We start from the raw sequence: 12987 nt of genomic DNA on the forward strand, positions 1-12987 counted from the left end.
GTTCGTGATGCGCCGCGCATCGCGTGGCGCGCAATCGTTGCTAGTTCGGCAGCACCGCGCCCGTCGCCTGCCAGCGCGCGACGTAGCCGGGCAGCTCGTGCATGTCGTCGAATACGTGGCGCGCGCCGATGCCGCGCAGTGCGTCGATCTGCGCGGCCGACGCATGCCCGCCGCCGACGAAGCCGAGCACGGTCATGCCGGCCGCGGCCGCCGCGGTGATGCCGGTCACGCTGTCCTCGACGACCAGGCATTGCGCGGGCCCCGCGCCGAGCGTGCGCGCGGCCGCGAGATACACGTCCGGCGCCGGCTTCGGCCGCGCGACGGCATCCGCGCAGAACAGCCGGTCGCCGAAGAAGCGCGCGAGGCCCGTGCGCGCGAGCGCCGCCTCGACATACGCACGGTAGCTGTTGCTCGCGCAGGCCGTCGTCAGCTCGATCGCCGCCAGCGCCGCGTCGATGCCGTCGACCATCGGTGCATTGACGGCCGCCGCCTCGACCGCGCGGCGGATCGCGTCGACGTCGTCGGCCGACAGCGTACGGCCGACGGCATCGCCCGCGCCGGCCAGCACGCGCTCGATGCGCAGCCCGAGCAGCGGCATCACGGCCGGCCGCGCATCGACGCCCGGCCAGCGCGCGTCGAGTTCGCGCACGATCACGTCGGCGGCGACGGCCTCGCTGTCGATCAGCACACCGTCGCAATCGCAAATCAGCACATTCCCGTTCATTTGACCGCTCCGAACGTGAGCCCGCGCACGAGCTGCTTCTGCGACAGCCAACCGACGATCAGGATCGGCGCGACCGCGAGCAGCGAAGCGGCAGACAGCTTCGCCCAGAACAGCCCCTCTGGGCTCGAGTACGACGCGATGAACACGGTCAGCGGCGCGGCGTTCGAGCTCGACAGGTTGATGCTCCAGAACGCCTCGTTCCACGACAGGATCACGAGCAGCAGCGCGGTGGACGCGAGCCCGGGCAGCGCCATCGGCATCAGCAGGTAGACGATCTCCTGCCACGTCGACGCACCATCGATGCGCCCGGCTTCCAGGATGTCCTTCGGGATCTCGTTGAAGTACGTGAAGGTCATCCACACCGCGATCGGCAGGTTGATCAGCGTGTACACGATCACGAGGCCCGACACCGTATCGAGCAGCCCCGCGTTCTTCCACAGCAGGTAGATCGGCACGAGCACGCCGACCGACGGCATCATCTTCGTCGACAGCATCCACAGCAGCACCTTCTGCGTGCGGTGGTTCGGGAAGAACGCCATCGCGTAGGCGGCCGGCACCGCGAACAGCAGCGAGATCACCGTGACGCCCGCCGAGATCAGCACCGAATTCCACGCGAACGCGAAGTAGTTGCTGCGCGCGAACACCTCGCGGAAGCTGTCGAGCGTCGGCACGAACAACAGCGTCGATGCATAGGCCTGCTGCTCGGTCTTGAACGCGGTGATCGCCATCCAGAAGATCGGGAAGAACAGCAGCAGCGCGATCAGCCACGCGAGCGTGCCGGGCAGCGCGCGCCGCACGAGGCCGAACATGGCCGGCACGCGCCGGCCTTCGAAGGTCAGGTCGCTCATTTTTCGTATTCCCCCTTCAGGTTGCGCGCGAGCATCCGCACGAGGAAGAACGACACGACGTTCGCGACCACGACGGCGATGATGCCGCCCGCGGACGCGAGGCCGACGTCGAACTGCTGCAGGCCGAGCGCGTAGATCAGATAAGACAGGTTGGTGGTCGCGTCGCCCGGGCCGCCGCCGGTCGTCGTGTAGATCTCCGCGAAGATCGACAGCAGGAAGATCGTCTCCATCATCACGACCACGGCGATCGCGCGCTTCAGGTGCGGCAGCGTGATGTAGAAGAACATCGCGATCGGGCCCGCGCCGTCGATGCGCGCGGCTTCCTTCTGCTCCTGGTCGAGCGACTGGATCGCGGTGAACAGGATCAGGAATGCGAACGGCAGCCACTGCCACGCGACGATCATGATCACGGCGGTGAGCGGGTAATCGGCGAACCAGTCGATCGGCGTCATCCCGAGCGCGCGCATCGCGTTCGCGACGAGCCCGTAGACCGGGTGCAGGATCATGTTCTTCCAGATCAGCGCGGACACCGTCGGCATCACGAAGAACGGCGCGATCGCGAGCAGCCGCGCGATGCCCTGCCCGTAGAACTTGCGGTCGAACAGCACGGCCATCAGCACGCCGCCGATCACCGTGATCGCGAGCACCGCGCCGATCAGCACGAGCGTGTGCCAGATCGCCGGCAGGAACGACGGATCGGTCGCGAGGAAGCGGTAGTTGTCGAGCCCCGCGAAGCCCTTCACGTCCGGGTTCAGCAGGTTGTAGCGCGAGAACGAATACCAGATCGTCATCGCGAGCGGAATCGACATCCACAGCAGCAGCACCGCGACGGACGGCGAGACGAGCCAGCTCGCGCCGCCGCGCGCGCGGCGCGGCGCGCCCGGCGGCAACGACGCGTCGCCGACCGACGGCGCGTGGCTCAGGGGAAGACGTAGGTGACGCATGATCGGGTCCCTCCGGTTGATGCGCGGGTGCGAACGACATGCCCGCCTGTCAGCTTCGTCGACGCGCACCGTGCGCGACGGCGCACGGTGCGGGCCGCGTTACTTCTTGTAGCCGGCCTGCCGTACCGCGCGGTCGGCGGCGGCCTGCCCGGCGGCGAGCGCCTGGTCGACCGTCATCTGGCCCGCGACCGCACCCGCGATCGACTGGCCGACCACCGTGCCGAACGACTGGAATTCAGGAATCCCGACGTACTGCACGCCCGTGTACGGCACCTTCTTCAGCGACGGATCGTTCGGGTCGGCCGTCTCGATCGCCTTCAGCACGAAGTCCGAGAACGGCGCGGCGGCCTTGTACTCGGGGCGCTGATAGGTCGACGTGCGCGTGCCCGGCGGCACCGACGCCCAGCCTTCGTCCTTGCCGGCCATCTCGACGTACTGCTTCGACGTCGCCCACGCGATGAACTTGCGCGCGGCGTCCTGCTGCTTCGACGTCTTCGGCACGGCCAGCGCCCACGCCCACAGCCAGTGCGAGCCCTTCGGCGTGACGGCGACCGGCGCGGCCGCGAAGCCGATCTTGTCGGCCACCTGCGACTGCTGTTTGTTATAGAGCATCCCGGCCGCGACCGTCGCATCGATCCACATCGCGCACTTGCCCGACGCGGTCAGGGTCAGGTTCTCGTTGAAGCCGTTCGAGCTCGCTCCCGGCGGGCCGTCCTTCTTCAGCAGGTTCACGTAGAACGTGATCGCCTTCTTCCATTCGGGCGACGTGAGCTGAGCGTTCCAGTTCTCATCGAACCAGCGGCCGCCGAACGTGTTCACGACCGTCGACACGAACGCCATGTTCTCGCCCCAGCCGGCCTTGCCGCGCAGGCAAATCCCGTAGGTGCCCTTCGCCTTGTCGGTGAGCTTGTCCGCGAATTCGGCGATCTGGTCGTAGGTCGGCTGGTCGGGCATTTTCAGCCCCTTCGCCGCGAACAGGTCCTTCCGGTAGAAGGTCATCGAGCTTTCCACGTAGAACGGCAGCGCATAGAGCTGGCCGTTGTACGACAGGCTGTCGCGCGCGGTCTTCACGATGTCGTTCAGGTCGTAGTCGGCGGGCAGGCCCGTCATCGGCGCGAGCCAGCCGCGCTTGCCCCACTGCGGCGTCTCGTAGGTGCCGATCGCCATCACGTCGAACTGGCCGCTGCCGGTCGTGATGTCGGTCGTCGCGCGCTGGCGCAGCACGTTCTCCTCGAGGATCACCCAGTTCAGCTTGATGTCGGGGTTCGCCTTCTCGAACGCCGGCGACAGCTTCTTCAGCTCGATCATGTCGGGGTTGTTCAGCGTCGCGATCGTCAGCGTGCCGGCGGACGCGGCGCAGGCAGCCGTCGCGAGCGTGGCGCCGGCGAAGCAGCGTGCGGCGGCGTCGAGCATCTTTCGTTGCATGGCATGTCTCCTGTGATTGTTCGAAGTGTCGTCGGTCTTTCGTCGGTCTTGCGTTTCCTTCGCGGCCCGTCATGCCGGCCGCTGCATTCCGCACGCGCGCGCATAGTGCGCGATCACGTCGCGTATCCGGTGGCGCACCCACGCGCGCGGCTCCTTCGCGAGGCCGCCCGCGCGGCACGCCGCGTAGACATCCGGCAGCCACTGCGCGACGAGCGTCTCGGGCACCGGCTGCCGCGCGAGGTTGCCGAACAGTTGCTCGACCGCGGCCACGACGGCCGGCTGCAGCCAGTAGTAGCGGATGCGGTCGCTGTAGCTGAACTGGCGCGCGAGCCGCTGCTCGGTCTCGTCGCCGCGGTAGTACGGTGCCCAGTGTTCGGGCTGCGCGCGCATCGCGGCGTCGACGACGTCGCGCAACCGCGAGCGCTGCGCGACGTCGTCGATCAGCGCATCCTCGATGAACGTCAACGCGAACAGCGCCTCGCGCAGCGCGAACGTCAGCGCGGGGCCAACCTTCAGCACCGCGAAGTGGTCGCGCACGAGCGCGGCGAGCGCGCCCTCGGTCTGGTAATCGGTCGAATGCGCCTCGAACACGAGGCGCGGTGCATGCAGGATACTCGCGCCGAGTGACGCGGCCTTGGCGCTGTCGTAATCGAGCACGTGGCGATCGTCGAAGTCGACACCCGGCTGCGCGACGATCGCGATGACGCGCGTCCACGCATCGTCGAGCCCGACCGCCGCGAAGGCGCGGCGGTGCGCGTCGAGCGTCGCCTCGATGCTGTCGCTGCGCGTGACCGCGATCCGCGCGATCGCCGCATCAGCCGCGTCGCCTGCATCGCCGCTAACTTCGCCGCCCGGCGTCGGCACCTCGGTGCCGATCACGTAGACGGGCGAGACGCCGGCACGCGACGCCGCATCTTCCGCCACGCGGCACAGTTCGGCCGCGCGCGCGGCGATCGTGCGGTCGTCGAGCCGCGCCGGATCGTCCGCGCACGCCATGCTCGCATCGAGGTGGATCTTTTCGAAACCGGCTTCGACATACGCGGCAACCATCGCGCCGGCCTCGCGCATCGCATCGGCCGCGCGGCGATGCCGCCACGGGTTCGGACCGAGATGGTCGCCGCCGAGCACGAGCGCCGACTGCGGGAGCCCGCAGCGCGCGGCGATCGCGTCGACGTCGCGGCGGAAATCGGCCGGCGTCATGCCGGTATAGCCGCCGAGATGATTCACCTGGTTGCAGGTCGCCTCGATCAAGAGCGGCGAGCCGTCCGCGCGCGCGGCTTCGCAGGCGGCCTCCAGCACGAGCCGGTGCGCGCTGCAGATCGAGTAGATGCCGCGCTGCGCGTCCGCGCGGTTCGCGTCGAAGATCATCCGCAGCACGGCGTCGGCGTGCGCGGTGCGCGCTCGCTCGGCGATGGTGGTCAGGCCGGACATGCAACACCTCGTTCGGTCAGGAAACGGTCGATCTCGGCCGCGCTGCTGTTGCCTTCCATCGGGCCGCGCCGCGTGACCGCGATCGCGCCGGCCGCGTTCGCGCGGCGCAGCGCGACATCGATCGGCATGCCCGCGACGAGACTCGCGACCAGCGTGCCGCCGAAACAGTCGCCGGCGCCGGTCGGATCGAGTTCGTCGACCGGAAAAGCCGGCGCCTCGACGCGGCTCGCGCGGTCGAACGCGACGCTGCCTTGGGCGCCGCGCTTCAGCACGACGCGCTCGAGCAGCGGATGCGTCGCGAGCAAGCCGGCGATCGCGCGCTCGGCCGGCTGCGGCCCGCAGAAGAACAGCAGATCGGCCTCGCTCGGCAGGAACAGGTGGCATGCGGCGAGCATCTGGTCGAGCGCCGCGCGCATCGGGCGAAAGCTCAGCATCTCGGGGCGCACGTTCGGATCGAACGACACCTTCGCGCCGCCACGCGCGGCCTCGATCACGCCGCGCTGAACCGCCGCGATCGCCGATTCGCTCGTCAGCGACGAGCCCATCACGTGGAAGTAGCGGCAGCCATCGAACATCGCCGTATCGACGTCGGACGCATCGACGCACGCGGCCGCGCTGGTGGAAAGACTGAAGACGAAGCTGCGCGAGCCGTCGTCGCGATACGCGACGAACGCGGTGCCGGTCGGGCGCGCGACGCGGCGGATGCGCGCGACATCGACGCCGTCGCGTTCGAGCCGCGCGACGATCGCATCGCCGAACGCGTCGCGGCCGACGCAGCCCGCATACGCGACGCGTGCGCCGAGCCGTGCGGCCTGATCGGCAAAGATCGCGGGTGCGCCGCTCGGGAACGGTCCGGCGAACAGGCCCGGCACGTCGAAGCCCTGGCCGCGCTCGGCGGCGACGAATTCGGCCAGCAGTTCGCCGGCGACGACGATCGCGGCCATCAGACGGGCCCTCGTTCGACGGCGACCGCCCCATCGAGGGCCGGCCGGCAGGTTGTGCATGCGAGCGGCGCCACGTCAGCTCATCCAGTTGCCGCCGTCGACGTTCAACGTCTGGGCGGTGATATAGTCGGCGTCGGACGACGCGAGGAACAGCGCGGCGCCCGTCAGGTCGCCCGGCACGCCCATGCGGCCGAGCGGCACGGCTTCGCCCACGAGCCGCTTCTTCTCGCCGAGCGGCCGGTTCTCGTAGCGCGCGAACAACGCATCGACCTGCTCCCACATCGGCGTGTCGACGACGCCCGGCGCGATGCCGTTCACGTTGATCCGGTGCGGTGCGAGCGCGAGCGCGGCCGACTGCGTATAGCTGATCACCGCGGCCTTGGTCGCGCAGTAGTGCGAAACGAGTGCCTCGCCGCGACGGCCGGCTTGCGACGACATGTTGACGATCTTGCCGCCGCGCCCCTGCTCAACCATCCGCTGCGCGACGGCCTGCATCAGGAAGAACAGCCCTTTCACGTTGACCGCGAACAGCCGGTCGAACACGTCCCACGATTCGTCGAGGATCGGGCGCATGTCGAACAGCGCTGCGTTGTTGAACAGGATGTCGACGCCGCCGAAGCGCTCGACCGTCGTGGCGACGATCCGCTCGATGTCGTCGCGGCGCGTGACGTCCGCGGTCACGGCCATTGCGCGGCCGGGGTTCGCCTCGATCAGCCGCGCGAGCGAGCCGCCTGCCGGCTTCACGTCGACGAGCACGCAGCGCGCGCCCTCGTCCAGATAGCGTTGCGCGACCGCCTCGCCGATGCCGCTTGCGGCGCCCGTCAGGATCGCGACCTTGTCTTCCAGTCTCACTGGCTGTCTCCGGTTCGTTCTGCTGTACGACGGCCGCGAAGTGAGCGAACGCTCGCCGACCGATCAATTGCTCTGTTAGTGATCGAATGATCGGATACGCGATTCGCGCTGTCAAGGCGACGCAACAGCTTTCTATGACGCGCTGCGGCACAACGGCGCATGGCGACGGGCCGCGGCGCATGCCCGGCAAGGCACGGCGCGCACGGTGCGGCGCGGTCGGATCGGCGATGAAGGGGGCGGAGCGTGGACGGAAAGCGGAATTCGCGCTGCACGGCGCGACGATACGTTATATCATCGCCGTACTCCGTTTCATTGCCCGCTTCACGCCATGGCTACCTCATCGTCCATTGACGCCCGGCTGTCCCGAGCCGACGCATTCGCCGCCGAGCACGGGCTCGCGTGGACGCCGCTGCGCCGCCAGGTCTACGAACGCGTGCTGGCCGCGCAGCGCCCGATCGGCGCGTACGACCTGCTCGCCGAACTCGAACCGCAGCGCGGCCGCGTGCCGCCCACGACGGTCTATCGCGCGCTGGATTTCCTCGTCGAGCACGGCTTCATCCACCGGATCGAATCGAAGAACGCGTTCTTCGCGTGCTGCGAGATCGGCGTACCGCACGAAGGCCAGTTCCTGATCTGCGATTCATGCGGTGACACCGTCGAGATTCCCGGCGGCGACCTCGCGAAGCAGTTGTCCGCGAGCGAGCCCGCACACGGTTTCGAAGTCCACCATCAGGTCGTCGAACTGAGCGGCCTGTGCGGGCACTGCAAGCGCAAGCCCGCGCAGCGCTGACGCGAATCGCGCGGCGCCTGCACCGCCCCTTCCAACGAGGAGTTCCATGCCCATTGCCCTGAAGCGCGCGCCGCGGCGCGCCCTGTCGCCTGTCCGCTGGCTCGCCGCCACGGTCGCCGCACTGTCGCTCGCGGCGCCCGCGTTCGCGCAGGCCGCGACCGTCAACGTCGTCGCCGCCGAGAATTTCTACGGCGACGTCGCGTCGCAGATCGGCGGCCGCCACGTCGCGGTGACGAGCATCCTCAGCAATCCCGACCAGGATCCGCACCTGTTCGAAGCAAGCCCGAAGACCGCCCGCGCGCTCCAGCACGCGCAGGTCGTGATCTACAACGGCGCCGACTACGATCCGTGGATGGGCAAGCTGCTCGGCGCCTCGAAGCAGGCGAAGCGCGCGACGATCGTCGTCGCCGATCTCGTCGGCAAGAAGGCCGGCGACAACCCGCACCTGTGGTACGACCCGGCGACGATGCCGGCCGCCGCGCGCGCGATCGCGGCCGAGCTCGGCCGCGCCGACCCGGCGAACAAGGCCGACTACGACGCGAACCTGCAGAAGTTCGTCGCGTCGCTGAAGCCCGTCGACGACAAGGTCGCCGCGCTGCGCGCGCAATACAAGGGCCTGCCCGTGACGGCCACCGAGCCCGTGTTCGGCTATATGTCCGACGCGATCGGCCTCGACATGCGCAACCAGCGCTTCCAGCTCGCGACGATGAACGACACGGAGGCGAGCGCGCAGGACGTCGCCGCGTTCGAGAACGACCTGCGCAAGAAGCAGGTGCGCGTGCTGATCTACAACAGCCAGGCCGAAGCACCGATGACGAAGCGCATGCTGAAGATCGCGCGCGACGGCGGCGTGCCGACCGTCAGCGTCACCGAGACGCAGCCGGCCGGCAAGACCTTCCAGCAATGGATGGCCGGCCAGCTCGATGCGCTCGCCAGCGCGCTTTCCGCCGGCAAGAAATAAACGACCGCAACGAAATGACCGCCACTCCCCACGCACTCGCACTCGATCGCGTCACGCTCGAACTGGGCGGACGCACGATCCTGCGCGACGTCAGCTTCTCGATCGAACCCGGCGAATTCGTCGGCGTGCTCGGGCCGAACGGCGCGGGCAAGACAACGCTGATGCGCGCGGTGCTCGGCCTCGTGCCCGTCTCGGGCGGCACGCTGTCGGTCGGCGGCGTGCCGGTCGTGCGCGGTAACGCGTCGATCGGCTACATGCCGCAGATCCGCAGCGGCCTCGCGAACCGCCGGATGCGCGGCTACGACTTCGTCGCGATGGCCGCCGACGGCCACCGCTGGGGGTTGCCGCACACGAACGCGGCGACGCGGCGCGACGTCGACCGCGTCCTCGACCTCGTCGGCGGCCCGACGCTCGCGCGCCGGCCGCTGTCGGAGCTGTCGGGCGGCGAGCGGCAGCGCCTGCTGCTCGCGCAATGCCTGCTCGGCAGCCCGAAGCTGCTGCTGCTCGACGAGCCGCTGATCAGCCTCGACCCGAACCACCAGCGCGGCGTCGTCGAACTCGTGCGCAACGTGCAGCGCGAGCTCGGCATCACCGTTCTGTTCTCCGCGCACGAACTGAATCCGCTGCTGAACGCGCTCGACCGCGTGCTGTATCTCGGCAACGGTGTCGCGGCGCTCGGCACCGTCGACGAGGTGATCACGAAGCCCGTGCTGTCGCGGCTCTATGGATCGCCGATCGACGTGATGCGCGTGAACGGCAAGATCTTCGTGATGTCGGGCGACGTCGAGATCGAGAAGCACGACCACGAGCACGAGGACGACGACGGCCACTCGCACGGCGGCGGCCATCACCACCACGGACACGCTCATCCCGGGCATTCGCACGATGTTTGAATACGACTTCATGATCAACGCCTTCGCGGCGTCGGGAATCGTCGCGGTGCTCGCGGGCATCGTCGGCTACTTCCTGGTGCTGCGCGGGCAGACCTTCGCCGGCCATGCGCTGTCGCACGTCGGCTTCACCGGCGCGACGGGCGCGGTGCTGCTCGGCATCTCGCCGATCTGGGGGATGGTCGGCTTCACGCTCGCGGCCGGGATCGGAATGGGCGCGCTCGGCGAACGGCTCGCGGGCCGCGACGTCGCGATCGGCGTGATCCTGTCGGGCGCGCTCGGCTTCGGCCTGCTGTTCCTGCATTTCTATACGTCGTTCGCGACGCAGGTCACCGCGCTGCTGTTCGGCAACGTGCTCGCGGTCAGCCACGACACGCTCGCGGTGCTGGCGGGCATCGGCACGGTGAGCCTGATCGCGCTTGCACTGATCGCGCGGCCGCTGCTGTTCGCGTCGCTGCAGCCCGAACTGGCCGAAGCCAAGGGCGTGTCGCTGCGCACGGTGTCGATGCTGTTCCTCGCGGTGTGCGCGCTCGCGGTGGCCGCGGCGACGCAGATCGTCGGCGTGCTGCTCGTGTTCACGCTGCTGGTCGGGCCGGCCGCGGCCGCGCAGAACGTGTCGACGCGGCTGTCGACGGGCGTGCTGCTCGCCGCGCTGTTCGCGCTGTTCGAGGCGTGGGCCGGCATCGTGCTCGCGTATCACACCGACTGGCCGACGAGCTTCTGGATCACCGCGCTGTCGGCGCTCGTGTACGGCGCGAGCCTGTTGCGGCGTAACTGATGCGCTGACGCGCGCGGCCCGCGTCGCAGCGGGCCCGTGAGGAAAATGAAAACGCCGGCGTGCCCGAGGGCTTCGCCGGCGTTTTGTTTTGCGGCCGCCGCTGTCGTGTGACAACGCGACGGGCGTATTCGCATCAGCGGGACGCGTGTCCCGCTCGGTTCACCGTGCGAGCACGCGCGCGTGATGCGCGATGTGATCGGCGATGAACGTCGAGATGAAGTAGTACCCGTGGTCGTAGCCCGGATGGCGACGCAGCGTCAGCGGCTGGCCGGCCTTCGCGCAGGCGGCTTCGAACACGTCGGGGTTCAGCTGGTTCGCGAGGAATTGATCGGCAAGCCCCTGGTCGACCAAGATGCCTTCCGCGAACTTCGGCGCATCCGCGCGCACGACGAGCTCGCTCGCGTCGTGCTGCTTCCAGGCTTCGCGATCGGCGCCCAGGTAGCCCGAGAACGCCTTCTCGCCCCACGGGCAGCGCGTCGGTGCGGCAATCGGCGCGAACGCCGACACCGACTTGTACAGACCGGGATGACGCAGCGCGAGCGTCAGCGCGCCGTGCCCGCCCATCGAGTGCCCGAAGATCCCGAGCCGCGCGCCGTCGATCGGCAGCTCGGCCGCGACGAGTTCGCGCAGTTCGCCCGTCACGTACGACTCCATCCGGTAATGCGCGGACCACGGCGCCTCGGTCGCATCGACGTAGAAGCCCGCGCCGACGCCGAAGTCCCATGCATCGGTCTCGCCCGGCACACCCGCGCCGCGCGGGCTCGTGTCGGGCATCACGAGCGCGACGCCGTGCTGCGCCGCGTATTGCTGCGCACCGGCCTTGATCGCGAACGTCTCGTCGGTGCACGTGAGCCCCGCGAGATAGAACAGCGCCGGCACGCGGCCGTGCGCGGCCTGCGGCGGCAGGTACACCGAGAACTTCATCGGCAGGCCGATGGCCGCCGAATCGTGACGGTAGAAGCGCTGCTCGCCGCCGTGGCACGCATGCGAAGAAACGAGTTCGAGCATCGTCTTGCCTCGGCGATCAGTACAGCACGACCGAGCGGATCGACTCGCCCTTCTTCATCAGGTCGAAACCGTCGTTGATCCGCTCGAGCGGCAGCGTGTGCGTGATCAGGTCGTCGATGTTCAGCTTGCCTTCCATATACCAGTCGACGATCTTCGGCACGTCGGTGCGGCCGCGCGCGCCGCCGAACGCCGAGCCCTTCCACTCGCGGCCCGTCACGAGCTGGAACGGACGCGTGCTGATTTCCTCGCCGGCCGCGGCGACGCCGATGATGAACGACTGGCCCCAGCCCTTGTGCGTGCACTCGAGCGCCTGGCGCATCAGCTTCACGTTGCCCACGCATTCGAACGAGTAGTCGGCGCCGCCGTCGGTCAGTTGCACGATGTGGTCGACGACGTTCTCGACTTCGTTCGGGTTGATGAAGTGCGTCATCCCGAACTTCTTCGCGAGCTCGACGCGCTTCGGGTTGATGTCGACGCCGATGATCTTGTCCGCGCCGACCATCTTCGCGCCCTGGATCACGTTCAGGCCGATCCCGCCGAGACCGAACACGACGACGTTCGCGCCGGCCTCGACCTTCGCCGAGTAGACGACCGCGCCGACGCCCGTCGTCACGCCGCAGCCGATGTAGCAGATCTTGTCGAACGGCGCGTCCTCGCGCACCTTCGCGACCGCGATCTCCGGCACGACGATGTAGTTCGAGAACGTGGACGTGCCCATGTAGTGGAACAGCGGCTTGCCGTCGAGCGAGAAACGCGACGTCGCGTCGGGCATCAGGCCCTTGCCCTGCGTCGCGCGGATCTTCTGGCACAGGTTGGTCTTGCGCGACAGGCAGAACTTGCACTCGCGGCATTCCGGCGTGTAGAGCGGAATCACGTGGTCGCCCTTCCTCACGGTGCCGACGCCGGGGCCGACGTCGACCACCACGCCCGCGCCTTCATGGCCGAGGATCGCCGGGAAGATCCCTTCCGGATCGGCGCCCGACAGCGTGTAGTAGTCGGTGTGGCAGATGCCCGTCGCCTTCACTTCGATCAGCACTTCGCCTGCGCGCGGCCCTTCCAGATCGACTTCCTCGATCGTCAGCGGCGCACCCGCCTTCCATGCAATCGCAGCTTTCGTCTTCATCGTGTCACTCCTGTCTGTCTATTAGGTCGATCCGGGTTGGCGCTTCAGCGCCTGTGTCGACCGGAGTCAGTGCTTCAGCCTGACTCCGGTCCCATGCTTCGCACCGGGTTCCATGCAAAGCTGTCGAAGCCGGGCCGCGCGGCATCGCGCGCGACACGGCAAAGGAATCTCGTGCTCGCCATGATGGCCGGTCCCGCCGCGCACCGCGTGCGGGAAACGGCCGCCGGCTTGCCACGATGCGTCATCGCTGACGCAAAAGAACAAGTGTC

The 12987-nt window shown here is 68.6% G+C and carries 13 protein-coding genes; 4 read left to right on the forward strand and 9 right to left on the reverse strand.

Annotated elements, in window-relative coordinates:
* Positions 1-40: 40 nt before the first annotated feature.
* The 7 genes from CUJ89_RS14435 to CUJ89_RS14465 all read right to left on the reverse strand — a co-directional run bounded on the left by CUJ89_RS14435 (position 41) and on the right by CUJ89_RS14465 (position 7168).
* The gene (locus CUJ89_RS14435; RefSeq protein ID WP_114177907.1) at positions 41-724 is read right to left on the reverse strand and encodes an HAD family hydrolase; all 684 of its coding nucleotides are present in this window, start codon (positions 722-724) and stop codon (positions 41-43) included.
* Positions 721-1572, reverse strand: a complete 852-nt coding sequence (locus CUJ89_RS14440) for a carbohydrate ABC transporter permease (protein ID WP_114177908.1) — start codon at positions 1570-1572, stop codon at positions 721-723. Before CUJ89_RS14440 ends, CUJ89_RS14435 begins: the two co-directional genes overlap by 4 nt.
* On the reverse strand, positions 1569-2516 hold the full coding sequence (locus CUJ89_RS14445) for a carbohydrate ABC transporter permease (protein ID WP_114177909.1): 948 nt from the start codon (positions 2514-2516) through the stop codon (positions 1569-1571). Before CUJ89_RS14445 ends, CUJ89_RS14440 begins: the two co-directional genes overlap by 4 nt.
* Before the next feature lie 99 nt (positions 2517-2615).
* The gene (locus CUJ89_RS14450) at positions 2616-3941 is read right to left on the reverse strand and encodes an ABC transporter substrate-binding protein (protein ID WP_114177910.1); all 1326 of its coding nucleotides are present in this window, start codon (positions 3939-3941) and stop codon (positions 2616-2618) included.
* A 69-nt stretch (positions 3942-4010) separates the two neighbouring features.
* The gene (locus CUJ89_RS14455; RefSeq protein WP_114177911.1) at positions 4011-5372 is read right to left on the reverse strand and encodes a D-tagatose-bisphosphate aldolase, class II, non-catalytic subunit; all 1362 of its coding nucleotides are present in this window, start codon (positions 5370-5372) and stop codon (positions 4011-4013) included.
* Positions 5360-6316 (reverse strand): sugar kinase, encoded by a 957-nt coding sequence (locus CUJ89_RS14460; RefSeq protein ID WP_114177912.1) that lies wholly within the window; start codon positions 6314-6316, stop codon positions 5360-5362. Before CUJ89_RS14460 ends, CUJ89_RS14455 begins: the two co-directional genes overlap by 13 nt.
* Positions 6317-6391: 75 nt before the next feature.
* Positions 6392-7168: an L-iditol 2-dehydrogenase gene (locus CUJ89_RS14465; protein ID WP_114177913.1), complete on the reverse strand. Its 777-nt coding sequence runs from the start codon at positions 7166-7168 to the stop codon at positions 6392-6394.
* A gap of 328 nt (positions 7169-7496) precedes the next feature.
* Here CUJ89_RS14465 and CUJ89_RS14470 point away from each other — a divergent pair, with 328 nt between their 5' ends.
* Genes CUJ89_RS14470 through CUJ89_RS14485 form a run of 4 tightly spaced genes read left to right on the forward strand, consistent with a single transcriptional unit; the run spans position 7497 to position 10587 of the window.
* Positions 7497-7958, forward strand: a complete 462-nt coding sequence (locus CUJ89_RS14470) for a Fur family transcriptional regulator (protein ID WP_011546084.1) — start codon at positions 7497-7499, stop codon at positions 7956-7958.
* A gap of 46 nt (positions 7959-8004) precedes the next feature.
* Positions 8005-8919 carry a metal ABC transporter solute-binding protein gene (locus CUJ89_RS14475; protein WP_114177914.1) on the forward strand — a complete coding sequence of 305 codons (915 nt, stop codon included), beginning with the start codon at positions 8005-8007 and terminating at the stop codon, positions 8917-8919.
* A gap of 14 nt (positions 8920-8933) precedes the next feature.
* Entirely contained in the window at positions 8934-9812 is an 879-nt protein-coding gene (locus CUJ89_RS14480) for an ABC transporter ATP-binding protein (protein WP_114177915.1), read from the forward strand.
* Entirely contained in the window at positions 9805-10587 is a 783-nt protein-coding gene (locus CUJ89_RS14485; RefSeq protein WP_114177916.1) for a metal ABC transporter permease, read from the forward strand. Before CUJ89_RS14480 ends, CUJ89_RS14485 begins: the two co-directional genes overlap by 8 nt.
* 159 nt (positions 10588-10746) lie before the next feature.
* Here CUJ89_RS14485 and fghA read toward each other — a convergent pair whose 3' ends face one another.
* Both fghA and CUJ89_RS14495 read right to left on the reverse strand, forming a co-directional pair.
* Complete coding sequence (fghA, locus tag CUJ89_RS14490; protein WP_114177917.1) at positions 10747-11595, reverse strand: S-formylglutathione hydrolase; 849 nt, start codon at positions 11593-11595, stop codon at positions 10747-10749.
* Between the two features lie 16 nt (positions 11596-11611).
* Positions 11612-12718 carry an S-(hydroxymethyl)glutathione dehydrogenase/class III alcohol dehydrogenase gene (locus tag CUJ89_RS14495; protein WP_114177918.1) on the reverse strand — a complete coding sequence of 369 codons (1107 nt, stop codon included), beginning with the start codon at positions 12716-12718 and terminating at the stop codon, positions 11612-11614.
* Positions 12719-12987 lie beyond the last annotated feature (269 nt).

The sequence above is a fragment of the Burkholderia pyrrocinia genome (assembly GCF_003330765.1).
In the GTDB taxonomy this organism is placed as follows: Bacteria; Pseudomonadota; Gammaproteobacteria; order Burkholderiales; family Burkholderiaceae; genus Burkholderia; species Burkholderia pyrrocinia_B.